This is a genomic window from Caldichromatium japonicum (assembly GCF_011290485.1).
Classification (GTDB): Bacteria; Pseudomonadota; Gammaproteobacteria; order Chromatiales; family Chromatiaceae; genus Thermochromatium; species Thermochromatium japonicum.
The window spans coordinates 1-23,726 of the sequence record NZ_CP048029.1 but is presented as its reverse complement, the minus strand read 5'-3'; the positions used below and the strand labels follow the sequence as shown (position 1 = coordinate 23,726).

General features: G+C 60.0%; 25 protein-coding genes. 11 read left to right on the top strand and 14 right to left on the bottom strand.

What is annotated here, in order from left to right; all coding sequences use genetic code 11:
• The 3 genes from cheB to GWK36_RS00115 are packed head-to-tail and all read right to left on the bottom strand — an operon-like array spanning position 1 to position 4,258.
• Positions 1–1,080 carry a chemotaxis-specific protein-glutamate methyltransferase CheB gene (gene cheB, locus GWK36_RS00125; protein WP_166268999.1) on the bottom strand — a complete coding sequence of 360 codons (1,080 nt, stop codon included), beginning with the start codon at positions 1,078–1,080 and terminating at the stop codon, positions 1–3.
• Positions 1,081–1,084: 4 nt separating this feature from the next.
• Positions 1,085–2,617, bottom strand: a complete 1,533-nt coding sequence (locus GWK36_RS00120) for a chemotaxis protein CheW (RefSeq protein ID WP_166268997.1) — start codon at positions 2,615–2,617, stop codon at positions 1,085–1,087.
• Between the two features lie 12 nt (positions 2,618–2,629).
• Positions 2,630–4,258, bottom strand: a complete 1,629-nt coding sequence (locus GWK36_RS00115; protein WP_210756796.1) for a methyl-accepting chemotaxis protein — start codon at positions 4,256–4,258, stop codon at positions 2,630–2,632.
• 789 nt (positions 4,259–5,047) lie between these two features.
• On the opposite strand from GWK36_RS00115, the gene GWK36_RS00110 reads away from it, so the two are divergent.
• Positions 5,048–5,392 (top strand): hypothetical protein, encoded by a 345-nt coding sequence (locus tag GWK36_RS00110; protein ID WP_166268995.1) that lies wholly within the window; start codon positions 5,048–5,050, stop codon positions 5,390–5,392.
• Positions 5,393–5,442: 50 nt separating this feature from the next.
• Complete coding sequence (locus GWK36_RS00105) at positions 5,443–6,048, top strand: D-sedoheptulose-7-phosphate isomerase (protein WP_166268993.1); 606 nt, start codon at positions 5,443–5,445, stop codon at positions 6,046–6,048.
• Between the two features lie 144 nt (positions 6,049–6,192).
• Here the strand turns inward: GWK36_RS00105 and gyrB are convergent, their stop codons facing one another.
• The 4 genes from gyrB to GWK36_RS00085 all read right to left on the bottom strand — a co-directional run bounded on the left by gyrB (position 6,193) and on the right by GWK36_RS00085 (position 11,405).
• Positions 6,193–8,598, bottom strand: a complete 2,406-nt coding sequence (gene gyrB, locus GWK36_RS00100) for a DNA topoisomerase (ATP-hydrolyzing) subunit B (protein ID WP_166268991.1) — start codon at positions 8,596–8,598, stop codon at positions 6,193–6,195.
• A 445-nt stretch (positions 8,599–9,043) separates the two neighbouring features.
• Entirely contained in the window at positions 9,044–10,405 is a 1,362-nt protein-coding gene (locus GWK36_RS00095; RefSeq protein WP_166268989.1) for a sensor histidine kinase, read from the bottom strand.
• A gap of 2 nt (positions 10,406–10,407) precedes the next feature.
• Positions 10,408–11,079, bottom strand: coding sequence for a response regulator transcription factor (locus GWK36_RS00090; protein WP_166268987.1), 672 nt, complete (start codon positions 11,077–11,079; stop codon positions 10,408–10,410).
• Positions 11,079–11,405, bottom strand: a complete 327-nt coding sequence (locus GWK36_RS00085) for a PepSY domain-containing protein (protein ID WP_246237598.1) — start codon at positions 11,403–11,405, stop codon at positions 11,079–11,081. The genes GWK36_RS00090 and GWK36_RS00085 overlap by 1 nt, the downstream gene beginning before the upstream one ends.
• 256 nt (positions 11,406–11,661) lie before the next feature.
• Between GWK36_RS00085 and GWK36_RS00080 the strand changes: the two genes are divergently transcribed.
• Genes GWK36_RS00080 through GWK36_RS00070 form a run of 3 tightly spaced genes read left to right on the top strand, consistent with a single transcriptional unit; the run spans position 11,662 to position 13,265 of the window.
• The gene (locus tag GWK36_RS00080; protein ID WP_166268985.1) at positions 11,662–12,270 is read left to right on the top strand and encodes a cytochrome b/b6 domain-containing protein; all 609 of its coding nucleotides are present in this window, start codon (positions 11,662–11,664) and stop codon (positions 12,268–12,270) included.
• A 4-nt stretch (positions 12,271–12,274) separates the two neighbouring features.
• Positions 12,275–12,634, top strand: a complete 360-nt coding sequence (locus tag GWK36_RS00075; RefSeq protein ID WP_166268983.1) for a DUF1924 domain-containing protein — start codon at positions 12,275–12,277, stop codon at positions 12,632–12,634.
• Between the two features lie 31 nt (positions 12,635–12,665).
• Complete coding sequence (locus tag GWK36_RS00070) at positions 12,666–13,265, top strand: cytochrome C (protein ID WP_166268981.1); 600 nt, start codon at positions 12,666–12,668, stop codon at positions 13,263–13,265.
• A gap of 165 nt (positions 13,266–13,430) precedes the next feature.
• Here GWK36_RS00070 and GWK36_RS00065 read toward each other — a convergent pair whose 3' ends face one another.
• Positions 13,431–13,802: an integrase core domain-containing protein gene (locus GWK36_RS00065; RefSeq protein ID WP_246237597.1), complete on the bottom strand. Its 372-nt coding sequence runs from the start codon at positions 13,800–13,802 to the stop codon at positions 13,431–13,433.
• 397 nt (positions 13,803–14,199) lie between these two features.
• Positions 14,200–14,565 carry an IS3 family transposase gene (locus GWK36_RS00055; RefSeq protein WP_166268975.1) on the bottom strand — a complete coding sequence of 122 codons (366 nt, stop codon included), beginning with the start codon at positions 14,563–14,565 and terminating at the stop codon, positions 14,200–14,202.
• Between the two features lie 128 nt (positions 14,566–14,693).
• Here GWK36_RS00055 and GWK36_RS00050 point away from each other — a divergent pair, with 128 nt between their 5' ends.
• Positions 14,694–15,956, top strand: a complete 1,263-nt coding sequence (locus tag GWK36_RS00050; RefSeq protein ID WP_166268973.1) for an HD-GYP domain-containing protein — start codon at positions 14,694–14,696, stop codon at positions 15,954–15,956.
• Between the two features lie 120 nt (positions 15,957–16,076).
• Here GWK36_RS00050 and GWK36_RS00045 read toward each other — a convergent pair whose 3' ends face one another.
• Positions 16,077–16,748 carry a DUF2202 domain-containing protein gene (locus GWK36_RS00045; RefSeq protein WP_166268971.1) on the bottom strand — a complete coding sequence of 224 codons (672 nt, stop codon included), beginning with the start codon at positions 16,746–16,748 and terminating at the stop codon, positions 16,077–16,079.
• A gap of 28 nt (positions 16,749–16,776) precedes the next feature.
• Complete coding sequence (locus GWK36_RS00040) at positions 16,777–17,115, bottom strand: hypothetical protein (RefSeq protein ID WP_166268969.1); 339 nt, start codon at positions 17,113–17,115, stop codon at positions 16,777–16,779.
• Positions 17,116–17,453: 338 nt separating this feature from the next.
• On the opposite strand from GWK36_RS00040, the gene GWK36_RS00035 reads away from it, so the two are divergent.
• Genes GWK36_RS00035 through GWK36_RS00020 form a run of 5 tightly spaced genes read left to right on the top strand, consistent with a single transcriptional unit; the run spans position 17,454 to position 20,047 of the window.
• Positions 17,454–17,783: an IS5 family transposase gene (locus GWK36_RS00035; RefSeq protein WP_343033176.1), complete on the top strand. Its 330-nt coding sequence runs from the start codon at positions 17,454–17,456 to the stop codon at positions 17,781–17,783.
• Positions 17,780–18,019 (top strand): transposase, encoded by a 240-nt coding sequence (locus tag GWK36_RS00030; protein ID WP_166268965.1) that lies wholly within the window; start codon positions 17,780–17,782, stop codon positions 18,017–18,019. Before GWK36_RS00035 ends, GWK36_RS00030 begins: the two co-directional genes overlap by 4 nt.
• Positions 18,020–18,027: 8 nt before the next feature.
• Positions 18,028–18,486, top strand: a complete 459-nt coding sequence (locus tag GWK36_RS00025) for a response regulator (protein WP_343033175.1) — start codon at positions 18,028–18,030, stop codon at positions 18,484–18,486.
• Positions 18,459–18,722 (top strand): winged helix-turn-helix domain-containing protein, encoded by a 264-nt coding sequence (locus GWK36_RS15735; RefSeq protein WP_343033174.1) that lies wholly within the window; start codon positions 18,459–18,461, stop codon positions 18,720–18,722. The genes GWK36_RS00025 and GWK36_RS15735 overlap by 28 nt, the downstream gene beginning before the upstream one ends.
• A complete protein-coding gene (locus GWK36_RS00020) occupies positions 18,719–20,047 on the top strand; it encodes an ATP-binding protein (RefSeq protein ID WP_166268963.1) in 1,329 nt (442 codons plus the stop codon). Before GWK36_RS15735 ends, GWK36_RS00020 begins: the two co-directional genes overlap by 4 nt.
• 63 nt (positions 20,048–20,110) lie before the next feature.
• On the opposite strand, the gene recF is transcribed toward GWK36_RS00020, so the two are convergent.
• The 3 genes from recF to dnaA all read right to left on the bottom strand — a co-directional run bounded on the left by recF (position 20,111) and on the right by dnaA (position 23,726).
• Positions 20,111–21,190, bottom strand: coding sequence for a DNA replication/repair protein RecF (gene recF, locus GWK36_RS00015; RefSeq protein ID WP_166268962.1), 1,080 nt, complete (start codon positions 21,188–21,190; stop codon positions 20,111–20,113).
• A gap of 25 nt (positions 21,191–21,215) precedes the next feature.
• Complete coding sequence (dnaN, locus tag GWK36_RS00010; RefSeq protein ID WP_166272252.1) at positions 21,216–22,316, bottom strand: DNA polymerase III subunit beta; 1,101 nt, start codon at positions 22,314–22,316, stop codon at positions 21,216–21,218.
• Between the two features lie 78 nt (positions 22,317–22,394).
• Positions 22,395–23,726 (bottom strand): chromosomal replication initiator protein DnaA, encoded by a 1,332-nt coding sequence (gene dnaA, locus GWK36_RS00005; protein ID WP_166268961.1) that lies wholly within the window; start codon positions 23,724–23,726, stop codon positions 22,395–22,397.

Below are 23,726 nucleotides of genomic sequence, written 5' to 3'. Positions count from 1 at the left end.
TTAGGTGTTTACCCAGTTGATCAACTGGGCGGCGATCTGGTGCGCTGGCAGTATCAGGCTCGCACCCCCGCGTTCGATGAGCTCGCGCGGCATCCCAAAGACCACGGCGGTCTCCTCGGCCTCGGCGATGGTCCGCCCGCCTTGGCGTTTGATCTCGGCGAAGGCATCGGCACCATCATAGCCCATGCCGGTGAGCATGACCCCGATGACATGGCTCACCTCGCAATGTTCCAGCACAGAGCGTCCCAAAACCTCGACCGAAGGGTGCCAGAGATAGCGCCGGTCCTCGGGCTTGGCGAGGACCAGCAGTCGACCGGCGCGCACAGTCACCACCACGTCGGCACCACCTTTGCCGAGATAGATGGTCCCGGGCTTGACCTCGAGCGGCCGATTGACCTCAACCACATTGAGGGCACAGAGCTGATCCATGCGTTGGGCAAAGGGGCCGGTGAATGCTGCCGGCATGTGCTGGGCCACAATGATTGGGAATGGGTAGTCAGCGGGGAGCTGGGGCAGGATCTCCTCGAGAGTCGAGGGGCCGCCGGTCGAGACCCCGATGATCACCAGACCCTCGGCCTCCTGAGCCGCTGGAGAGCGACGCACAAAGGCAGGCTTGGCAGTTTGGCGTTCCTCCCGTTCGCGGCGCAGGCGTTCAGCCAAACTCGAGCCTTTGCCGAATTTAAGCCGCGCCCGTGCCGCCGCGCGGACCTTGGCCACTAGCTCGGACTCGATCGTCTCGATCGACAGCGAGATGGTCCCGCCTGGTTTGGCGATGTAATCGACCGCACCCAGGGCCAGGGCCTCGAAGGTGGCCAGCGCCCCCTTCTCGGTGAGCGAGGAGACCATGACCACCGGTACTGGGCGTTCGGCCATGATCGCCGCCAGTGCTGTCAGCCCGTCCATCTCTGGCATATTGATGTCGAGGGTCAGGACATCGGGCAGCCATGCGCGGTTTTCCTCGACCGCTTCGCGTCCATTGCGCGCGGTGCGGATGATGAAATCGCTCTGCGCCTCGAAAAGCTGAGACAATTGCCGGCGCATCAGCGCCGAGTCATCGACGATGAGGAGCCTGATCGGCATGGGATCAGGTGTTCAGGTCAGCGAGTTCGGTGGTGTCGATCAGATGCGCCGGCTCGATGAGCTGGATCATCCGTCCCTGCTGTTCGAGGTTGGCCACCCGCCCCAGCAGGCGCGCCTGTTCGCCAGACAGCCGCGGCGCGGTCTCGATCGCCGCCTTGGGGATCTTCAGGACCTCAGTGACCGTATCCACGATGAAACCGGTGCGCACCCCATTGAGCACGAATACCATGATCCGCTGGCGGTCGTTGCGCTCGATCGGAGGCAGACCCAAGCGTTTGCGCTGATCGATCACCGGTAGCACCGCCCCGCGCAGGTTGATGACCCCCTCGACATAGGCGGGGGCCTTGGGCACCGGCGTCAGTTCATCAGGGAGGCGCACGATCTCTTGTACCGATTCGATCGGGACCCCGAACTCGCTTTCGGCGAGGCGAAAGACCACGAGCTGTTCTTCTTCATCGCTCCTGTCCTCTCCTGGCTGTTCATCGTGGGTGTTTGCGTTCATGCCATCCACCGTCTTGAGCGCTTCCTGAACCACTGTATGCTTGAACATATTGTCAACCGACAGGATCGCAACCAAACGCCTGCCGCCATCGAGCCGGCAGATCTCAGTAATGTCCGAAAGCGCATCCTCGCGCGCCAAGAGTCCAGGCATGCGATCGACCTGGGCTAAAGGGACGCGCAGAACCTCAGAGACGCTATCGGTGATGATCCCTACTGCCGCCTGCCCCAGGGCGACGACCACGATCCGGCTCTTTTCATCGAGTGCGCGTGCTGGCAATGCAAACAGGCTGCGCAGCGACACCAGCGGTAGCAGGCGCTCGCGCAGAGTCATCAAACCTAGGACATGGGTGGGCGAATTGGGTACATGGACGATGGTCTCAGGGATCTGGACGATCTCCTGGACGCTGGTAATGTCGATGGCATATTCCTGACCCGCGACTGCAAAGCTGACCAACTGAAGTTCATCGCTAGCCTCTTTATCCTCATTGTCTGCCGAGCTATCGAGTACGCCCCCGGTCATGGCAGTGCCTCTGGCGATCTGGGCGATCTCGGCAAACTCTTGGGCGACCAAACGCGCGAAGTTGAGCACCATCACCATCGCAAACCCGCCAACATCCTTGAGGATGCCGGTTAGAAGCTCACTATTGAACGTGCCTTGGATACCGGCGACCGGCTCGATCTGTTCCGATCTGACGCTAATAACGCTGGCCACCCGATCCACTACGAAACCCAAAGGTTGCCCAACGTCGATCACCAGGGCGCGGGTGGCATCGTCATGCGCCTGCTCCGGGAAACCGAAGATGCGCCGCAGCAGAATGATCGGCAGCACCTTACCGCGTAAATTGGCTAGGCCCAGCAATGACGATGGAGCCAGAGGTACCCGCACCACCGCCGGCAGACGGATGATCTCTTGCACCGGGGCCATATCGACGGCGAAGACCTCACCGCCAACGACGAAGGTCACGAACTGGTGGACATCGGCCGACTCAGTGCCTTCCTCATCCACCGCTGCCTCTTGCAAGTGTTCGGCGCTCATGGATTCGGCCCTTTACATGCTTTGCAGCTCATCCGCCAGAGAGGCGATCTCCTCGATCGCCGCAGCCAGTTGCTCGGCGCCTTGCGCTTGCTGGGTGGCGGCGGATGCGGCCTCAGTCGCGGATCTCTCAGCCTGGATCGCCGCTGCCGAGATCTGCTCGACGCCGATCTTGACCTGCCCAACCAGGGTGCCGACCTCGGTTGCATCATGCCTGATCGCCTCAGCAGCGGTGTGGACCTCCGCGACCTCGTTTTCTGAAGTTGCAATAAAGCCAAGGATACCCTTGGCCTTTTCGGTCTCGGCCAGGGCCGCAGCGATGATTTCGCGCAGATCGCTGGCAACGAGCAGGATCTGGTCCTGGATCGACTTGACCATGTCCTTGATACGGTCGGCGTTCTGGGCCGAGTCGTGTGAGAGGTTGCGGATGTCGGTCGAGACCACGACAAAGCCCTTGCCGTATTCGCCAGCGTGCGCTGCCTCGATCGCCCCGTTGACCGCCAGCATATTGGTCTGGATCGAGACGATGGAGATGGCCTCGACGATCTTGTCGATCCGCCGGGCGACGGTCTGGAGATCGGCGATCTGTCGGCCGCACTCCTGAGAGATGGCAATCGAGCGCTGGGTCCCAGCGAGCATGGCCGCGATGGTCGAACGGATCTCGGCGATGGTTTGACGTCCGAACTCGGCCTTTTCCACGCCCAGCTTGCCGCCATCGAGCGAGGCCGCCACCCCCTGTTCGACCTGTTTGATTTGATTGACCGCATCCTCCGCTGAGCGCATCTGGTCTGAGGCACCGCGCCGGATCTGTTCGATCGCGGTCATGATCTGGGCGGCGGCACGGTTGATCTCCTGCACCGCCGAGGATAGCTCCTCAGCCGCTGAGGCTACATCTTCAGCGCTCTTGGTGACATCGGTCGAGCTCTTGAGGTCTTCGGCCAGCTCGGAGAGACCCTGGGCGGCCTGTTCGCATTCTGAGAGCGCATGGGCCTGTTCCGCGACCGTCTTGGCGGATTCCTCGGCCGCGGCAGACTGCTCGGCGGCGGCAGCGGCGATGGTCTCGGAGTTCTTCAGCATTGCCTGGGCAGCGAGATTGGCCGCCCTGGCGACACCGACTACCTGTTCGGAAGCCGTCACCACCTCATGTGAAGCAACAGCGATCTGCTCTAAGAGCGTATTGACCGTCTGACCCTTCTCCGCCTCGGCCTGCACCAGGTTGGTCGATTCATTGATGCCGCTGGCAATGGCCTTGACATCGGCCTGGATCTGGGAGATCAATTCGGAGATCTGCTTGGCGCTCTTTTCCGAGGTCTCGGCCAGGGTGCGTACCTCGTCGGCCACCACCGCAAAGCCTTTGCCGTGTTTACCGGCGCGCGCCGCCTCGATCGCGGCATTGAGGGCGAGGAGGTTGGTCTGGTCGGCGATCCGACCCACGGCCTTGACGATATCGCCGATCTCAGCGGCCTGCTTTTCAAGCTCGGAGACCATCTTGACCGATTCGATCTGGCGATTGGCGGCCTGCACTACATTGCCGACCATCACGCTGACCTCTTCTCGCACCCGCGCCGCGGCTTGCACGAGCGCCTCACCCTTGCTAAGGGTGATATTGGCATTGTTTTCAACCAGGGCGATCCCTTTGGCCATCTCCTGGACCAGGCGCAGCGATTCCTGGGCCGCGCCGGATGCCTCCTCGGCCCCAGATGCAATCTGATCCGCGGCGCGTTTGAGCTCCTCTGCCGCTGATGCCGCCTCATTGATCCCTGAGGCGAGTTGGGCGGTGGCCGCGGCGATGCGCTCAGCGACCTGTTGTTGTTTGGCCAGGGTGCGGGCGCGCTTGCGCTGGGCCTCGGCCTCGCGCGCTGCGGCCAGGGTTGATTTATTGGAGTTGGTCGTTTGGGTGGTCTGGGGGGGATTTTTCTTCTACCAATGCCATCGTTGGCTCCTTGAGAGGGCGGGAACAAGGGTCAGATCGGAGGGGATCAAGCGCTATAAATCTAGTTTTGAGGTATCAACAATACAAGGACATCGATAGTAACAATCTTGGTTTGGTTGAGGGTTTCGTGACATTGCGCCAGTGCGCAATGCCATTGCCCTGAGCCATTTTAGGTTGCAACCCGAACATCAGTCATCAGTAACACTTGCCATAATAAGCAGCAGTGCTGAGGCAACCGGTATCGGGGATTGTTCTGATGCGTCTTGCCATCTGCTCTACCGCTCAGTCTCTCCATTGTTTCAACAATTTGGTATCGGCATATATGCGGTCTGCGAGCATTCCATCCCCCATGCCCATCCATGAATCGGTTAGACGGGTCTGTCTATTACCATGAGTGCTATCCCGCTAACCTTGCATCAGGTGCTCATGGCGTAGCGATCCATAGAAAAACACAATGCAATTGCGGAAGGGTTTCTGGGCGAGAATATGCTCGAATCGCAGTGGCCGAGCTTTTTCGGGCGCGTGGACTACCGGTCCATCAGGTCATGCGCCGACTGACGGCACTCGATGACCAACAGCGGTTTCTCAACAGGATCAATCTCTTGGCCATCGACAACGGGGCGGCGGTGGGTGTGGAATGTAAGCTGAATACTACGGTCGAGGATGTCTGCACCCATCTGGCGCGCCCGGATCATTTCAAGCGCAATTTTCCCCATTTCTCAGACATGCAACGCTTTGGCACCATCGCAGCCATGCAGTTTGAAGAAGGGATCTATGTCCTGGGGCAATCGGGGGAAACGATCGCGCTGCTCAATCCGCCCGCTTTCAAGCCGCGCGTCTGGTAGCGGCTTGTTGCCCTCATTGGTTTCATCCCCTTGGTGTTCCCATCCCACCTATGACGGATCTCCTACCTCCTTCACCTGAACTGCTCAAATCCCTCCTGATCGAACGCCTGGATGAGACCTTGGCACTTATCCAGCGGGTGCGTACCGATGAGCGGCTGCTCGCAGCGACCCTAGATGCCGCACTGCGCACTGCCCAAGCAATTGCCCAAGGGGGAAGACTCTTGATTTGCGGCAATGGCGGCAGCGCCGCCGAATCGACCCATCTCAGCGGTGAGTTGATCGGGCCCTTTCTCGATAAACAGCGGCGCCCGCTGCCTGCGATCGCGCTCGGTTTTGATCCTAGTGCCGCCTCGGCGGTGGCCAATGACTTTGGCTTTGCCGAGGTCTTCGCCCGCCAGATCCAGGCTCTGGGGCGCCCTGGGGATGTCCTGTGGGCGCTTTCGACCAGCGGGCGTTCGCCCAATGTGGTACGAGCATTGGCAACTGCCCGTGAGCGGGGTCTGGTGACCGTGCTCCTAACCGGTGCCGCTTACCCAGACCTGCCTGCTGCCGACATCGTGCTGGCCATCCCCTCGCGGGTGACCCCGCGCATCCAGGAGGTCCATCTGATGCTCGGGCATTTTTTGTGCGAGGCGATCGAATCGCTCAATGCCTGAGTGTTCAATGCAGAACATGCGCAGAGGGCTCGCTACTCTCCTTGCGAAGCAATAGGGCGGCAAAGCGCCCCTTGATCCTATCCATCTTGTGGAAGATAGAGGGTGAAAAGGTGCACCTGCGTTTGGCTAGTGTCGATCCATCTCTTAGATATCGAGATTGCTGACATTCAGCGCATTGCGTTCGATGAACTCACGTCGCGGCTCGACCTGGTCGCCCATGAGCGTGGTAAAGATCTGATCGGCGGCAACGGCATCTTCAATGGTGACCCGCAGCAGGCGCCGGCTCTCAGGGTTCATGGTGGTCTCCCACAGCTGTTCTGGGTTCATCTCCCCCAGACCTTTGTAACGCTGGATGGTACAACCGCGTTGGGCCTCGGCAAGCAACCAACGGATCCCTTCGCCGAAATCGCTGATCTCTTGACGACGCTCGCCACGGCGCACAAATGCCCCTGGTTGAATCAGACCAGCGAGTTTGATACCGAGATCGCGCAGCTTGGCATAATCAGTAGTATGAAAAAATTCGATCGGGACGCGGCGCGTCTCGGATAGGCCATGGATAAGCCGGATTAGCTCGATGCCGCGCGGTTGATGCGCCTGATCTTCATAGGGCCGCACGACATAGCGTTGGCTCAGGGCATCGACAGCATTCAGTTGGATCTCAACCTCCCGGCACCATGCGCCTAGATGTTCATGGCTGTGCAGGATCTCATCATCGACCGCAGGGGAGCACAGCAGCGCTTCTAAGAAGATGGGATCGTAGCGAACCCCCAATCGCTGGATGATACCGACTGCAATCTGATAGTCGCGGGCGAGCGACTCTAAGGCCGTACCAGCAAGCGGTGGAGCATCGGCCCCGATATGAAACTCGGCCCCATCGAGCGCTGCCCGCAGCAAAGCGGCATTGAGTGCAGCGTCATCCAGCAGATATTCCTCTTGTTTGCCCTTCTTGAGCTTATACAGCGGCGGTTGAGCGATATAGATATGACCGCGCTCGATGAGCTCGGGCATCTGGCGGTAAAAGAAGGTCAGGAGCAAGGTGCGGATATGCGCGCCATCGACATCCGCGTCGGTCATGATGATGACGCGATGATAGCGCACGGCGTCAGGGTTATATTCCTCCCGCCCGATGCCGCAGCCAAGCGCGGTGATCAGGGTACCGATCTCAGCCGAAGATAGCATCTTGTCGAAACGCGCCTTTTCGACATTGAGGATCTTGCCTTTGAGCGGCAAGATGGCCTGAAATCGCCGATCACGTCCTTGTTTGGCTGATCCACCTGCTGAGTCGCCCTCGACGAGATAGAGCTCGGACTTGGCCGGGTCCTTTTCCTGACAGTCGGCCAGCTTGCCAGGAAGTCCGGCAACATCGAGCACCCCCTTGCGTCTGGTCATCTCGCGTGCCTTGCGAGCTGCCTCGCGCGCCCGTGCTGCCTCGAGCATCTTGCCAGCAATGAGCTTGGCCTCGGCGGGCTGTTCCTCCAAAAAGGTGGTCAAGTGCTCGACGACCAGGGACTCGACCACTGGTTTGACCTCGGATGAGACCAGTTTGTCTTTGGTTTGAGAGGAGAACTTGGGATCGGGCACCTTGACCGACAGGACTGCGGTCAACCCCTCACGGGCATCATCGCCGATGGGCCGGATCTTCTGGCTTTTATCGAGACCCTCGCGCTCGATATAACCGTTGAGGGTACGGGTCAGAGCGGCACGAAACCCAGCCAGATGGGTGCCGCCATCCTTCTGCGGGATGGTGTTGGTATAACAAAAGATGGTCTCCTGATAGCCGCTGTTCCATTGGAGGGCGAGCCTGACCTCGATGCCTTGGCGCTCGGCATTGAAATGGATCACCGTAGGATGCAGCGGCTCTTTGTTTTGATTGAGATATTCGACGAAGGCGCGAATCCCGCCGCTGTATTCAAAGATGTCCTGGCGTCCTGTCGCCTCCTCAATCAGGGTGATCCGTACGCCTGAATTGAGAAACGAGAGCTCGCGCAGTCGTTTGGCGAGGATGTCGTAATGAAAGGCGCGGTTAGAGAAGATCTCGGCCGATGGATAGAAGCGGATCTCGGTTCCCGTCTCCTGCGTCTGACCGATGATCCGTAATGGATACTGGGGGACACCGTCGCGATATTCTTGCTCATGGAGATGGCCATCACGCTTGATCCTGAGATGCAAGCGCCCGGACAAGGCATTGACCACCGACGCCCCTACCCCATGCAGTCCGCCAGAGACCTTATAGGAATTATTGTCGAACTTCCCACCGGCATGGAGCACGGTCATGATGACCTCAGCGCTCGATCGGTTCTCCTCGGGATGGATATCGACGGGGATGCCGCGTCCATTGTCGATCACCGATACCGATCCGTCACCGTGGATGATGACGCCGATCTGGGTGCAATAACCGGCGAGCGCCTCATCGATCGAGTTGTCCACCAGCTCGAAGACCATGTGATGGAGGCCTGTGCCGTCATCGGTATCGCCGATATACATGCCAGGGCGTTTGCGCACGGCATCCAGGCCCCTCAAGATCTTGATGTTGGTTGAATCGTAGGTCATGGGTCTATCAATCCGGCTGAGGAACGGTTTGCTGGGGTAGTAAGCCAGCAGGGGGTGCTGGTGCCCGATTATACGTCATGGACCATTGCCCGTCCGTGCTCTATTGGGTTGGGTCAGGATACTCCACGTGAAACAGGGACAGGCGATCTGGATGAGCGCGCAATTCAGAACCATCCCTATGATGAAGGGTCATGTTTCACGTGGAACAGAGAGAATCCAGCCAATGGTAATGAGGAGGTTTCACCTGGAACCTAGGGATGCGCTGATTGCGCCTGCCTCAGTCATTGCCGTATACGCCGTCTGGGCGATTCATCAAGCAACTGGACAGCAGTATGTATCAGGGTGAGCCACTGATCAGTGGTCTCTTTGTTGGCGTAGTGGGGACGATGTCTAGAGGGTCAGGTTGCCCCCCGACTATGTTCCACGCGAAACAGTGCCGATGTGCTTATTTGATCAAGGGCAGACGCACCCGAACGCTTAGCCCACCTGCTTCGGCGCGTCCAAAGGCTAGCGCTCCGCCATAGGCATCGATCACATCTCGCACAATGGCAAGCCCTAGACCATGACCGGCCTGTTGTTCATCCAGCCTTAAACCGCGCTCACCCAGTCGCGACCAATGCACTTCATCCACGCCGGGCCCATCGTCCGCAACCTCGATCATGACCTCGGGCGGGGCTAGATGCACATACACTTCGACCCGAGTGTGTGCCCATTTATTGGCGTTCTCGAGCAGATTACCGAGGAGCTCGAACAGATCCTCTGGCATCAAGGCCACCTGGATGCCAGCCGGCACGCTCATCTGCCATCTCAGGCGTTCACCGGTAGGTGTCCGCGTCAAGACCTGCTGGATACGCCTTAGGGTACTGCCCAAGTCGGCGCCGACAGCTGTGGGGATCTGACCAGAACGCACCCGCGCGCGGATCAGCTCGCGCTCGACCTGCCGGCGCATGGTCTCAGCGAGCTGCTCTAAATCATCGGCAAGCTGAGGATGTCCGGCACGGCGCAGACGTTCGGCATCGGCTGCCAATACATTGAGCGGGGTCTTCATCCCATGCGCTAAATCGGCCGTCCAGGCCCGTGCCCGCTCGATCGCGCGCTCCCGTGCATCGAGCAGGTCATTGAGCGCATGGATCAGCGGCTGTACCTCATCTGGGACCTGGGCCGAGAGACGCGCGGCCCGTCCCAAGCGGATCAGCTCGACCTCGCGGCGAAGTGACTCCAAAGGGGCAAGTCCGGTCTGGATCTGGACAGCAGTGGCCAAGAGCAGAAGGAGGGCGATTAAAAGCAGATAGGGCCGCTGGTCGGCAGCAAATTGGTCGCGCGCCTGTTTGATCTCTGAACGATCGCGCGCCAGGATCAGCCGCAGTTCAGCGTCCGGTGACCCGCGGTTGGTGCGCACCCAGCGGGTGCGCACCAAGAGGGTCTGACCCGCTGGCCCATTGAGATAAAGGGTCTGGATCGCAGGGTCTGGATCATTAGGGCTCCTCAAAACCTCATCCCACAGCGAGCGCGAGCGTAATATCCCAGGCTGCCCTCGTCGATCGACCTGCCAATAGAGGCCGCTCAGCGGTTGGTTAAATGCCGGTTCGCGCAGGGCATGGGTGAGGCGCACGGAGCCGTCAGGGTCAATGGTCACGGCGGCGGCCAGTTGGTTGAGCCAGTCATCCAGCTCGGAGGCGAGATGGCGTTCGACATGTCTTGCAAAGAGACCGCTTAAGCTAAAGGCAGCGATCAATAAGGCCAGAGCGATCGACAGCCCAGCCGCAAGCCACAGACGCCCACGCAATGAGCGACCGGCCCCAGGCATCTCTATTGACCCTGTCCCTCGTGCTCGATCAGATAACCGAAGCCGCGTCGGGTTTTGATGAGATCCGGCCCGAGTTTACGGCGCACCCGTCCCACCAGCACCTCGATGGTGTTGGAATCGCGCTCAAAATCCTGGGCATAGAGCTGCTCGGTCAGCTCCTGTTGCGAGACCACCCGCCCCGCATGCTGCATGAGATAGCTGACCAGGCGATATTCTTGAGGGGTGAGATGAACCGGTACGCCGTCGCGGGTAAGGAGCTGGCGACGGGTATCGAGGCGAAAGGGCCCATGTTCGAGGACAGATGTCGGCTGACCGGCAGTACGGCGGATTAACGCCCGTACCCGTGCGACCAGTTCTTCGACGCGAAAGGGTTTGGGGAGATAGTCATCGGCCCCTGCCTCGATCCCCTCGACCCGCTCGGTCCAGTCTCCGCGCGCACTCAAGATCAACACCGGTACCTGTTGACCGGCAGCCCGCCAGCGGTGCAGCACCGAGAGCCCATCAAGACGGGGTAGACCGAGATCGAGCACGATCGCAGCATAGGGCTCGGTATCGCCTAAAAACCAGGCCATCTGTCCCTCGCGGGCGCGCTCAACCACAAAGCCGGCCGAACTTAGCGCCCGTTCAACCATCTCTGCGACCTGATCATCGTCCTCAACGACCAAGATCCGCATCAGTCTTCGTCCCCCAGTTTCAAAACCCGCCCATTGCAGGCGTCTACTGCAAGCTCCAGGCGCCGTCCATCCGCGGTCAGCAGTTTGAGTTCATAGACCCAGGGGCGGCCCTTTTTGCCCTTTTTGAGTTCCACATCGAGCAACTGCCCAGGAAACTGAGCCTGGACTCCATGCAAGATCTCGGCAATCGGGCGGATCTCGCCGCGCGTCCGCGCAGCACGCGCCTCTTCGTGGTCGTGATCCCAGGGGCGATCAGAAGGAGGTTCATGAGCCAGGCTCAAGGGGCTGAGCAGGCCGAGGAGTCCAGCCAGCAGCATGTGATACATGGGAGAGGCCCCTAATTGATCTACTTGGCTGTCATTGTGGGACAGATTGCCTGACAACAAGCTGACATATTCGTTCAGGCGGTGTTCAGCAGCCACGCATTAAGCTCTATCCCCGTACCCGACCAGGATCAGCGCAGGTGCTACTTCGTCTGTCGTTGATCCATGAACGGACCCTGGGCCGCACGGTTTCCTGCGACAGCGGCCTATAACCGAACTGCTTTCAGGCCATTTTACCCATCCGTAGGAGGAACCGAGTATGTCAAACCCAGTAGCGACGACCCTTCAGGGCGCACATCCAGATCCACTGGCAACCCCTATCCGCGTCTGGGACCCCATGGTGCGCGCCTTTCATTGGTCGCTGGTCGCGGCCTTTGCCACGACCTATCTGGTCGAGGATGAGATCCTGAATCTCCATGTCTGGGCCGGCTATCTGGTGCTCGCCTTGATCGGCGTGCGTGTCGTTTGGGGACTGATCGGGACCCGCTATGCCCGTTTCAGCGACTTTGTGCGCGGACCACGCTCCATCCTTGAATATCTCCACGGCATCTTGCAGGGCAAGGCGCCGCGTTATCTCGGACACAACCCTGCCGGCGGGGCCATGATCCTGCTTTTGTTAGTCAGCCTTACCGCGACCGGCTTAAGCGGTCTTGCGCTCTATGGCGCCGAGGAGTTTGCCGGTCCCTTGGCCGGGCTAATGCACGGATTTTCTGGAGAATTCAGCGAGGGATTGGAGGAGATCCATGAGGTCCTAGCCAATTTTACCCTTAGCCTGATCATTATCCATCTTTGTGGGGTCTTGGTCTCGAGCCTCATCCATCGTGAAAACCTGATCGCCGCCATGATCAGCGGTTACAAAAAGGGGTAATCACATGAAACAGCATCTCATCGCCTGGGGTATTTCGAGTGCATTGTTGGTCTGCGCAATCGTCTCTTGGGCGGCAGGTGACCCCAAAGCGGGCGAAATGGCCTGGGTCAAGGAATATCCGCAGGCCGATGGCTCACCGGCGCGCAGCTGTGTCACCTGTCATGGACGCGACCTCAAACAGCCTGGGCGTCAGGTCAACACCGGCAAGGTGATTGAGCCCATGGCCCCCTCGGTCAATCCCCAACGTCTCAAGGAACCGGAAAAGGTCGAGAAATGGTTTGCCCGCAATTGTCGCTGGACCCTTGGGCGCGAATGCACGCCAGCTGAGAAGGCGGATTTCCTCGCCTATCTCCAAACGCAATAGTTAGATTCCAAGCGCATAGGGGTATTGCACCATGAAACGCATCCATCTCCTCTTAACTACGACCGCCTTGTTGCTTGGCTTTGGGTCATTGGGGATTGCGCTTAGCGATGATGACGGCGACGAGCGGGGCAAAGGCCGTGAGGAGCGCAAGGAACGCTCGCTGATTCAAGCTAATATCGCACCTGCTACAGACCCCGCCTATCTTAAGGAATGCGGCTCCTGTCATCTGTCCTATCCCCCTGGGCTGCTGACCGAGGGCGCTTGGCGGCGGATCATAAGCCCAGAATCTTTATCTGCTCACTATGGCGATGATGCCAGCCTCCCCGAGCAGACGCGCGCTGCGATCGAGTCCTATCTCATCGCAAACGCCGCGGATCAATCGCGCCGCAGCCGCGAGCGCGCGTTCGCCGCTTTTGCCAACCCAGACGAGGCCGGGGGTGATCTCCCGCGGATCACCCAGGCAGCCTATTTCATCCGCAAGCATGACGAGATCCCGCCGCGCCTGGTGGCGGACAACCCAGAGGTCAAGAGCTTCAGCCAATGCGACCGCTGCCATGCCGACGCAAACAAAGGCGATTTTGACGAAGATCGGGTGAATATCCCAGGTTACGGACCCTGGGAAAAGGATTGACCCCAGGCCCGAGGGGTTGTTGAGAGACCCCATAGGTTCCACGTGGAACAATTGACAGCAGATGGAGCCGGCCACCATGTTTCACGTGGAACAGAAGCGCCTTATGTTGCATGCTAAACAGCCCATGTTGTACTGCCCGCAGTTGATTGGACACTGGTTTGCAGTTCATGCGGCCTTTTGGAGGGCATAAGCCTGCCGGGCTTCGAGGGGTGACATGAAGCCCAGTTTTTCGAGTCGCCAGTGGCGATTGTAACGATTCCTGAACTCGGTGACAGCCTGCCGGACTTCTTTAAGGTTGCAAAAGAGGCGTGCGTGGATGGCCTGCTCCTTCAGCGTCCGATTGAAGCGTTCGGTCACGCCATTGGTCTGGGGCTCAGCAACAAAGGCGAGGCTCTGGTCGATAGCCCAGAACGCGATCTGTTTCAGGAAGTCGTCGGCGGTGTATTGCGTGCCATGATCCATGCGCAGCTTGAGCCCCTTGCCGGCGTAGGCGGCGGTAGTGCTGAACTCGGCCTGAAGCCCTATGGATACTGACACAGCAGGCGTCGACGGTCTGGATGCGGATGCCGTCGGTGCCCCACATCTGGTTCGGCGCCTCGGCCTGGATCGACCCATCGTGGGCAGAGGGCGAACCCTGCGGTACCCGGTGCGGCGACAGCAAGGCGTTCTCGCGCATCAGGCGGCAGACGCGATCCTTGGACACGCGGATGCCAGAAAGGATGCGCAGCCGCGCCCCGACCTTGCGATGGCCTTCGCCGACGAACGGCGAAGCTTCTAGGTCAGCTCGAATGGCGGCCAGTAGGTCGACGTCAGAAATCTTCGGCTTCGGTCCGCGCCGCGTCGGATGCAGCAGAACCACCTTGGCGCTCTCTCTGGACTGCTGGGCGTCAAGGGTCGAGCGGGCGAACTCCAGTACCCGGCGAGATCATCTGGCTCATCGCAACGACCTCCTGCCGACCCAAGGACGCTTCGCCTGCCTTTCCTTGCGCAGGATCTCGACTTGCATCACCAACTCGCCAATGCGCCAGTTGGCATCATCGCGTTGTTTCTCAACCGGATCGTTCTCGCCTTCCTTGAGCCCTGCATCGATCCCCGCCAGCGCCCGGTCGCGCCACTCCTCCAGCCGGTATATCGGCACCGCCAGCTCACGCAACAGGGCATCCACCAATTCGCCCCACAGCAGGCGCAGCACGATTTGTTTCTTCCGCCCCGACGACCAGCGCTTGACCTCGCCCGCCGCGCTACGCGCCCCTTCCAGCGCACCCAGCGCAACCCCACCACCCTCACTCTCATTCAGCATTTCCCGCTCCTTCTTCACACACGTCTATTTACCCCAATTGCGTGTCCAAAAGAATTGCGGGCAGGGCAGTTTCAGGCAACTGGCATCTGCTTGGTACAGGCTGTATCCCGCTCATCAGGTGAAAGTCTATGAATCTATTTCGCCGTCGCGCTGCACGCCGCATCGCTGCCATAAGTCTCTTGCTCGCTAATTTGGCGAGCTCCTTGGCTTGGTTAGTGGCACATGAGCGCGCTGAAGAAGATATTGTTGCCTTGGCCATGGAGGAATCCAGGCGTCTATTGCATCACTTTAATGCCTTTGATCTTACTGGACCTGATGCTCAGGCCCATGCCATCGACGCGGCCTCCCAAATCGTCGGGGGGCTATTCGATATCGCCGAGATCTATGACCCAAACGGCGAGAAGCTCGCCGAGGCGATAACGGTTGCAGGTGAGCTGGTCGAGCCCATGTTGCCGAAACACGGTCGGCCGAGCTATACGCAGCCCTCATACGAAAGCCTGTCCCTGCCGGATGGACGATGGGTCCTGCGTGTCTTTGTGCCGCTCTCTGCCGATCTCAAACAAAGCGGCGGTCCGCTCACCGGTTATTTTGAAGGCATGCGCATAATGCCCGACTGGCAGTACGAGAAGATAACAGAAAGCGCCCTGATCGCCGCCCTGATCGCTGGTCTTTCGTCGCTCCTGTGTGGTCTCGTCATCTATCCGGTGGTGGTGCATCTGTCGGCCGACAACGAGAGGAAAGCGCGCGAGGTGCTCGACTCGCACATCTCGATGATGGATTCTCTGGGCCGCGCGATCGCCAAGCGTGATTCAGATACCGGCGCACACAATTATCGTGTTGCCTGGATCGCTGCGAAGATCGGCGAGGCGCTAGGACTTTCGGGCGCGTCGATGCAGGCTCTGATCGCCGGCAGTTTTTTGCACGATGTCGGCAAGATCGGCATCCCCGATGCGATCCTGTTGAAACCCGGGCGGCTCACCGATGAGGAGATGAGGATCATGCGGACCCACGTTAGCCAAGGCGAGGAGATCGTCAGCGGCATGGGCTGGCTGCATGGGGCCCAGGAGGTCGTCGCCGCCCATCACGAGAAATGGGACGGCAGCGGTTACCCGCGCGGCTTGGCGGGAGAGGCGATTCCCCTGGCAGCACGCATCTTTGCGGTGGCCGATGTCTTTGATGCCCTCACCTCAAAGCGACCTTATAAGGAGCCCTTTTCGTTTGAGGAGACGATGGCGATCCTGGAGCACGACACCGGTCACCATTTTGAGCCGGCGGTGATGAAAGTCTTCCGCTCACTCTCCGCCGAGATCCACGCCCAGCTTAAGACGAGTGACGAGAGGAGCGCGCGCGCACTGCTCGAAGAGTGCATCCGACGGCATTTCGATGCCTGAGGGCATTTGCTCCAATGCCAAATATAACAGCCTCGAACGCAGGCGATCACCCTGCCCTGCCTGCCAGCTTGGCAAGCAGGGACGCCGGCAAGCGCCGGCGTATGAATGGATACACCGTTGTCAGATTTTCGACCAGAGATCAAAGGCAGCCAGATGGTGTTCCGATCCAGCTTGCAGATGGGAATAGACGGTCTCTAGCAGAGTACCTGCCGCTTCAGCGATCGCCGCCTCCAATGCAGCGATATCGTCCTGCTCGACCTGGATACCGACTGCCAAGGCCGCCTCGGCAGACAGGCTGCCGGCTTGCAGTAGTTGGTCATACAGCGCCTGGAGCTCATGATTGACGAATTGACCGGCTGGTAGCGCCAGGATGGGGGCAACATCCACATTCGCCTGCTGTGCGTGCGCAACCAATCTATCCATGTGTCTGTCCTCGGCGGCAGCGATGCGATCGAACACCGGCAGTTTGGTTTGATCATAGAATGCTTCATATAGATCACCGGCCAGTTTTTCCTCTTCGATCATCCACAACAGGGTGGCGATTTGTTCAGGGGTATAGGTGATATTGCGCTGCTGGGTGGGCTGTCCCGCCGCATGACTGGACGGATCTCGGGTCTGCCTGCGCAGTTGTGATTCCATGCCAGAACCGTTTAGCTGTGTACTCAGACCCCTGCCGCTGACCTGATCCTGGTTGCCCGTCATGCCCAAGGGACCGCTAGGTCCAGCCGCCGAGGCGCCAGTGGATAAGCTGATGGCAACCGCCAGGATCGTGAGTGTGCCTAGTTTGTTCATGTCATCCTCTGCTATGCAATGGGTTGAATTACCGGCCACGACCCATGCCGCCGCCCTTGCCCGGCGCTGCACCGCTTCCGGCACCAAATCCGTTTATGCCGTCCCTACCCATATTGCGTCGGCGTGCCTCATAGCCAGCGCCATAACGCAGAAAGGGCTGAGATGTGCCGTCCTGCTCGCCTAGACTGGGCAAGGCGATCCCTGTGTCCTCATTGCGGGAGACACCTGAGGGCATCGACAGCGCTTCCCGTGGCAGAGAGAGATTCAATGGACGCAGGATCTCGCTGCTCGGTATCGCCGGGGATTGACCCCCCGCTGGCGCGGCAGCAAGCAACAATAGGCAAAGGCTGGTCAGTTGCGTTTTCATGATCGCTTCCGGTGAGGCGATCATCCCCCCGCGGTGTAACCGGCTGATGTCCTATCTGCAACCCATGGTTGCGGGATGTTTCACAATGTATCTATCGGTATCCGGCAACCTTTGTCTGCCGGCTTGGCGCTAAAGTATTCGGTATGGAGCACAGTCTAGGTCCTCTTCTCAATCGTGCGCATAGTGCTATGTCATATGCAAGCGAGGTTGCATAAATCGTTCACAGTCACTGACATGGCGAGGGGCTGTTCACAGTGGGTGAAGTCTGGTCATATCCTGACTTTTGCGCAGGAGTCAGGATGGAGCGGAAGATGTTATGAGATGAGCGGTGGGCACGCATTGAGCAGCTGTTACCGGGGAAGAAGAGCGATCCGGGTTGCACAGCGAGGGACAACCGGCGCGTTGTCGAAGCCGTGCTCTGGATCATGCGCACCGGCTGTCTGTGGCGCGATTTGCCAGCCGAGCTGGGCCACTGGCACCGGACATATGTGCGTTTCTCGCGCTGGCGCGAGAAAGGTGTTTGGGAGCGCGTGGCCGCCGCACTGCAAGGCGATGCCGACATGGAGCATCTGTTCATCGACTCGACCATCGTGTGCGCCCACTCACATTCTGCTGGCGCCCCAAAAAAGCGGGCCAACAGGAAATCGGTCGCTTGCGGGGCGGGTTGACGACCAAACTGCACGTTGCGGTGGATGCCTTGGGCAATCCGCTGCGCGTCATTCTCTCGGCAGGGCAGGTCGCCGACATCGAGCAGGCCGCGGCGTTGATCCAGGACCAACCGACCGAGTGCGTCATTGCCGACAAGGGTTACGACTCGGATGCCCTTGTCGAAACGGTGACCGCACAGGGCAGCCAGGCGGTCATCCCCCCACGCTCCAACCGACTCAATCCGCGCTCGTTCTAAGACCTGACATCCTGGTCGTCGATGATGATCCGGCCTTACGCGAACTGCTCTGCGACTATCTGGCGGCTAATGGTTTTGCGGTACGGGCCGTCGCCGACGGGTCGGCGATGCGCATCGCGCTTGCCGAGCGGTTTCCCGATATCATTGTGCTCGACTTGATGCTACCGGGGGAGGATGGATTGGCGCTCACCCGCCTCCTGCGCGCGCAATCCAATGTCCCCATCCTGATGCTTTCGGCCCGCGGCGAGGAGATCGATCGGGTGATCGGCCTGGAGGTCGGTGCCGATGATTATCTCGCCAAGCCCTTTGGCCCACGCGAACTGCTCGCCCGCCTGCGGGCGCTGCTCAGGCGCGCTCATCCTGCTGCCACCGGGGTCGAGAGCGCTATGTCGCTCCAGCATTTCGGGCCTTATGCCCTCGATCTCGCCGGGCGTCGGCTATTGCGCGATGGTGTCGAGGTCCGCTGACCTCGGCGGAATTCGATCTGCTGGCCGTCTTTATCGCCCGTCCAAACCGCGTACTCTCGCGCGACACCTTGATCGATCTGCTCAAGGGATATAAGCGCCATCCCTTCGACCGCAGCATCGATATCCGGGTGACGCGCCTCAGGCGTAAGATCGAGCCCGATCCGGCAGCTCCGGTGTATATCCGCACCGTGCGCGGCGAGGGCTATCTCTTCAATCCGCATGGCGGCGAGAGGTGAAACCGCTGCGTCTTGCCCATCAGACTGCCCTGTTGCTGGCAGCCGCATTTTTGGGGGTCGAACTGCTGGCGAGCTTGTCGTTTGCCGCCTTCATCATGCTGCCCCTGGCCCAGCGTTCGACCGATGACCTGGCAGGCCTGATGATCCTCGCTGCCCAGACCTGGGTCGAACTGCCTCCCGAAACGCGCCCGGCCTTCGAGCACGAGCTGATGGACAACTACCAACTCGCCTTGCGCGCCGAGCCTGCCGGTCAGGGTCGCGATGAATGGCATCCGCCCTATTTTTATCTGCTCGAGGCAGCCCTCTCGCGGCGTCTCGGCGAATCGCGCCATCTCGCCAGCGAGCGGATCGGCGATGTCATCTGGTATTGGGCAGATATTCCCACGGGTGCAGGTATGCTTGCGGTTGGCCTGCCGCGCGCGCGACTTGCCACCCAACCCTATTCGGCGATCGCGCTGGCGTTAGGCGGCGGTTTCGCCTTGGCAAGCGGCTTTGCCTGGTGGCTGGCGCAGCGGATCAGTGCGCCGCTGGCGCGTTTTGAGGCTGCAGCGATCCGTATCGGCGAAGGGGAATATCCTGAGCTGTTGCTCGAGACCGGGCCTGCCGAGATCGTCTCGCTGGCGCGTCGTTTCAACGCGCTGGCCTGCCAGGTCCATCATCTCTTATCGGCGCGGACGACCTTGCTGGCCGGGGTCTCGCATGATCTGCGCACCCCTTTTGCCCGTATGCGTCTGGCGCTGGAGATGCTCAGGTCAAACCCATCGCCGGCTCTGATCGAGCGGCTCGAGCGCGACATCGAGGAGATGAACGCACTCATCGCAACCCTGTTCGATCTTGCACGCGGTCTCGAGCGTGAACCGCCTCAGGAGAGCGATCTAGCGATATTATTTAATGAGTTGGCCGAGATGGCGGCTACTGCAGGCCGCCAGATCAGCATGCACTGCCCGCCTTGCCCGCGTCCTATCGCTCGGCACGCCCTGCAGCGCGCGCTCAGCAACCTATTGGACAATGCCTTGCGCCATGCGCCCGTAGGCCCGATCGAGCTGGTCTGTGTCGAGGACAAGGGCTCTTGTCGGCTGGGGGTGCTCGACCGTGGACCGGGCATCCCGCCCGAACGCATCGAGTCCATGTTTGAACCCTTTCAGCGGCTTGAATCCTCCCGCAGCCCGCAGACCGGTGGCGTTGGTCTCGGTTTGGCCATCGTGCGCGAGCTGGCGCGGGTCAATGGCTGGCAGGTGAGGTTAGAACCCCGTCCCGGCGGGGGGCTGGTCGCTTGGGTCGAGATCCCTGCTAAAAGCGGTTGGCAAGGCAGGGGTCGGCCATGAGGTGGTCTGAGTGCAGCCATTGCCAGGGCATCTAGAGGCTGCGCCCTCAAGAGGCCTGATCCGTCAGCCTGACTGCTGGGCCTGCGTCAGGCGAACAAGCGAAAGCGCCTTCCCCTGGGCGAAGATCCCCAAACCCCCCTCTTGCCCCACCCGGGTCGCGATGACCTGACCGCCTGTGGCCTGGATGTCCATCCACAAACGGCTCGCTAGCGCGCTGTCCAGCTCGGCTTCCAGATCATCGAGCAGCCAGAGGGCAGGCGGACAGCCATGCGCCTGATGGACGCGCTCGGCGGCAAGCTGTAACAGGACGACTACAGCCTTGGCTTGGCCGCGCGAGAAACCGCCGTGCGCTGATCTGACCCGGCAATCGGCGCGCGCGGGTCCAACTAGGGTATAGCCGCGTAATCGCTCTTGATCAGCGACGGCCTTGAGTGTCTCGCTGAGCTCCCGACCCTCGGGCCATCCGCGCTCATAGCAAAGCTCCACCCCTTGAAGAAAGGGGTAGGCAGCGCTCAAACGCTGAAACTCAGCCTGCCATTCAGCATGGAAACGAGCGCGCTGCCGATCCATGGCCTCAGCCAGCTCGATAAAGACTAGATCCCATAGCCGTTCTTGACCGCGCCCCGCACGCAGTGCTGCATTGCGCTGCATGAGGACACGGTTGAAGTCCTGATGGAGTTGGATTAGACGGGGTTTGGCGTATAAGAGGTTCCAGTCGAGAAAACGGCGGCGCAGGCTAGGTTCGCCCTCGACGAGTGATTGGGTGTTTTCGCCGATCAGTTTGACCTGAAAGAGCGGGCGCTCACCAGGCCCGAGGGGGGGGTGGATCTCATGGATCGATCCCGTAGGGTCCTTGCGATAGCGTATCCGCAGCGGTAAGCGGTCGGCTGGGCGATACAGCGCTTCGAGGCAGGTCTGGATAGCGCCGTGCGTTGTCAGCGGACCGGCCTTAGAGCCGCGGAAACTACGTCCACGCACGAGCAGATAGATGGATTCAAGAAATGTCGTTTTACCTGAACCATTGGCACCAGTGACCACCAGGACAGGTGAATCGAGCTCAAGCTCGATCCGTCTGAGATTGCGCAGAGACTCGATCTTGAGCCAATAAAGACCTGACTCGGTGGATGCGGCGCTATGTTCCACGTGGAACCATCCGGCGCGCCGGGTATTACAAACGCATCGGCATCACCACATAGGTCTCCGCCTCGGCGCCCAGGCCCCGCCACAGCGACGAGCTACTGACATCCTGAATCTGGATAGCGACCATCTCCTCATCGATCGCGCCGAGGGCATCGAGGAGATAGGCAACGTTGAAGCCAATTGAGACGGGTTCACCGCTATAGCTGAGCTCGACCTCTTCTTCCGCCTCTTCTTGCTCGGGGTTGGTGGCGGTGATCCGCAGGGCCCCGGACGCAAAATCGAGCCGCACCCCGCGGTATTTGTCATTGGATAGGATCGCGACTCGATTCAAGGCACGCCGCAGGTCCTCCAGGTTACTGACCGCCGGCTCGCCGGATGCAACAGGGATCACGCGCTCATAGTCGGGAAAGCGGCCATCGATGAGTTTGGAGGTTAAGGCGAACTCGGGGGTGGCGATGTGGATATGGCGCTCGCCCACCGCAATCTGAACCAGGCCATCGGCGCTCTTCAATTGTCGCTTGAGCTCGGACACCGTCTTATAAGGCACGATCGCCTGCAGCGGCGTCTCGCTGGGGGCATCTACAAGGGTGACATATTTGGCGAGACGATGGCCATCGGTGGCGACGGTCACCAGCGTGTCGTCCTTGAAGTCCCACAGCAGACCATTGAGATAATGCCGCACGTCCTGCTGGGCCATAGCGAAGGCCGTTTTGTCGATCAGGCGGCGCAGGAGATGTTCAGGGAGGCTCAGGCGCAAGAAGGGCACGCCGCTTTCCATGCAGGGAAAGTCCTGGGCCGGCAGGGTGGCGAGGGTAAAGCGGGAGCGGCCTGCCGTCAGGGTGCAGCGGTCGTCGCGCACCTTGAGCCGGATCTCGGTGCCATCGCCGAGGCTGCGGCAGATCTCATAGAGCTTGCGCGCGGGGATGGTGGTCTCACCAGATTCGATGACCTTGGCTGGGCACTGGGTCTTGACCTCGATGTCCAGGTCCGAAGCGGTCAACAAGAGGCGGTCCTCGCCGGTGAGCACGGCAAAATTGCCCAAGATCGGCAGGGTCTGGCGGCGCTCGATCACCCCGATGACTCGATTCAGCGCTGGTAGGATCACCTCGCGATCGACAACGAATTCCATCACAGGCTCCATCTCTTCATGGTTAGATAAATCACTGACGTAGCGAGATTGTATCGATTGCCTGGCCCTATTGAATCGTTATAGGGTCAGAAGACGCAGCAGGTTGTGATAGTCTTCGGCAATCCCAGGATCGGTGTCGCGTAGGCTTTTGATCTTGCGGGTTGCGTGCAGGACGGTGGTGTGATCACGTCCGCCGAAGGCTTGGCCGATCTCGGGCAGGCTGTGACGGGTCAGTTCCTTGGCGAGTGCCATCGCTATTTGGCGCGGACGCGCCAGCACCCGGCTGCGTTTCGCCGAGAGTAGATCGCTAGGGCGCAACTTGTAATATTCGGCGACCGTTCGCTGGATGTTTTCGATGCTGACCTGCCGGTCCTGAGCCACCAGTACGTCGCGTAGCGCCTGTTTGGTAAAGTCCAGGGTAATGGGTCGCCCAGTGAAATGGGCATTGGCCACCAGGCGCCGTAAAGCCCCTTCGAGCTCGCGGATGTTGGAGCGGATGTGACTGGCGATGAAAAAGGCTACATCTTCGGGGAGATTGACCTTTAGCAAACTGGCCTTGGAATGCAGGATGGCTACGCTGGTCTCCAGATCGGGAGGATCGATCGCCACCGTCAGCCCCCAGCCGAAGCGCGAACGCAGGCGTTCCTCGACCCCGGGGACCTCCCTGGGAAAACGATCGCTCGACAACACGATCTGCTGGCGTGACTCCAAAAGCGCGTTGAAGGTATGGAAAAACTCCTCCTGCGAGCGTTCCTTGCCAGCAAAGAACTGGACGTCGTCGATCAAGAGCGCATTGACCGAGCGGTAGGTCTTTTTGAACTCTTTGATGCGATTGTGTTGCAATGCCTTGATCATCTCGGCGACAAAGCGCTCCGAATGGAGATAGATGACCCGCGCCTGGGGTTGCGAGGCTAGGATCAGGTTGCCGACGGCATGCATCAGATGGGTCTTGCCCAGCCCCACCCCGCCGTAGATGAACAAGGGGTTATAGGTAGCGCCTGGATTACGGGCGATCTGGATCGAAGCCGCGCGTGCCAATTGGTTTGATTTGCCTTCGACGAAGGTCTCGAAACAAAAATCGGCATTGAGATTCGCGGCGGCGCGGCGCGCGGCGAGATCGGCTTCACCTCCCCGCATCTGGCCTTCGAGGGCGCGGTCGCTTGCTCGCCGCTCAAATCCGCCGATCTCGAACTGGATCTCAGAGATCCTCCCCTGGCTATAACGCTGGCTTAGCTCGCGCAGACGCTCGCTATAATGGGTGCGCGTCCAATCGAGCACGAAACGGTTGGGTGCTAAAAGCCGAAGCAAAGACCCCTCGACCCGTGCTTGCAGCGGTAAGATCCAGGTGTTGAACTCGGCCGATGTCAGCTCAGCCTTGAGTTGATTGACGCACTGTTCCCACAAGGCCAC

Excerpts from the sequence above, each read along its gene's own strand:
- GWK36_RS00045 (WP_166268971.1), bottom strand. The coding sequence starts at position 16,748 with ATGAACAAACTAGGCACACTCACGATCCTGGCGGTTGCCATCAGCTTA.
- GWK36_RS00080 (WP_166268985.1), top strand. The coding sequence starts at position 11,662 with ATGTCAAACCCAGTAGCGACGACCCTTCAGGGCGCACATCCAGATCCA.
- GWK36_RS00090 (WP_166268987.1), bottom strand. The coding sequence starts at position 11,079 with ATGCGGATCTTGGTCGTTGAGGACGATGATCAGGTCGCAGAGATGGTT.
- GWK36_RS00095 (WP_166268989.1), bottom strand. The coding sequence starts at position 10,405 with ATGCCTGGGGCCGGTCGCTCATTGCGTGGGCGTCTGTGGCTTGCGGCT.
- GWK36_RS00120 (WP_166268997.1), bottom strand. The coding sequence starts at position 2,617 with ATGAGCGCCGAACACTTGCAAGAGGCAGCGGTGGATGAGGAAGGCACT.
- cheB (WP_166268999.1), bottom strand. The coding sequence starts at position 1,080 with ATGCCGATCAGGCTCCTCATCGTCGATGACTCGGCGCTGATGCGCCGG.
- GWK36_RS00075 (WP_166268983.1), top strand. The coding sequence starts at position 12,275 with ATGAAACAGCATCTCATCGCCTGGGGTATTTCGAGTGCATTGTTGGTC.
- GWK36_RS00050 (WP_166268973.1), top strand. The coding sequence starts at position 14,694 with ATGAATCTATTTCGCCGTCGCGCTGCACGCCGCATCGCTGCCATAAGT.
- GWK36_RS00070 (WP_166268981.1), top strand. The coding sequence starts at position 12,666 with ATGAAACGCATCCATCTCCTCTTAACTACGACCGCCTTGTTGCTTGGC.
- GWK36_RS00040 (WP_166268969.1), bottom strand. The coding sequence starts at position 17,115 with ATGAAAACGCAACTGACCAGCCTTTGCCTATTGTTGCTTGCTGCCGCG.
- gyrB (WP_166268991.1), bottom strand. The coding sequence starts at position 8,598 with ATGACCTACGATTCAACCAACATCAAGATCTTGAGGGGCCTGGATGCC.
- GWK36_RS00085 (WP_246237598.1), bottom strand. The coding sequence starts at position 11,405 with ATGTATCACATGCTGCTGGCTGGACTCCTCGGCCTGCTCAGCCCCTTG.
- GWK36_RS00115 (WP_210756796.1), bottom strand. The coding sequence starts at position 4,258 with ATGGCCAAAGGGATCGCCCTGGTTGAAAACAATGCCAATATCACCCTT.
- GWK36_RS00055 (WP_166268975.1), bottom strand. The coding sequence starts at position 14,565 with ATGCTGAATGAGAGTGAGGGTGGTGGGGTTGCGCTGGGTGCGCTGGAA.
- GWK36_RS00105 (WP_166268993.1), top strand. The coding sequence starts at position 5,443 with ATGACGGATCTCCTACCTCCTTCACCTGAACTGCTCAAATCCCTCCTG.
- dnaN (WP_166272252.1), bottom strand. The coding sequence starts at position 22,316 with ATGGAATTCGTTGTCGATCGCGAGGTGATCCTACCAGCGCTGAATCGA.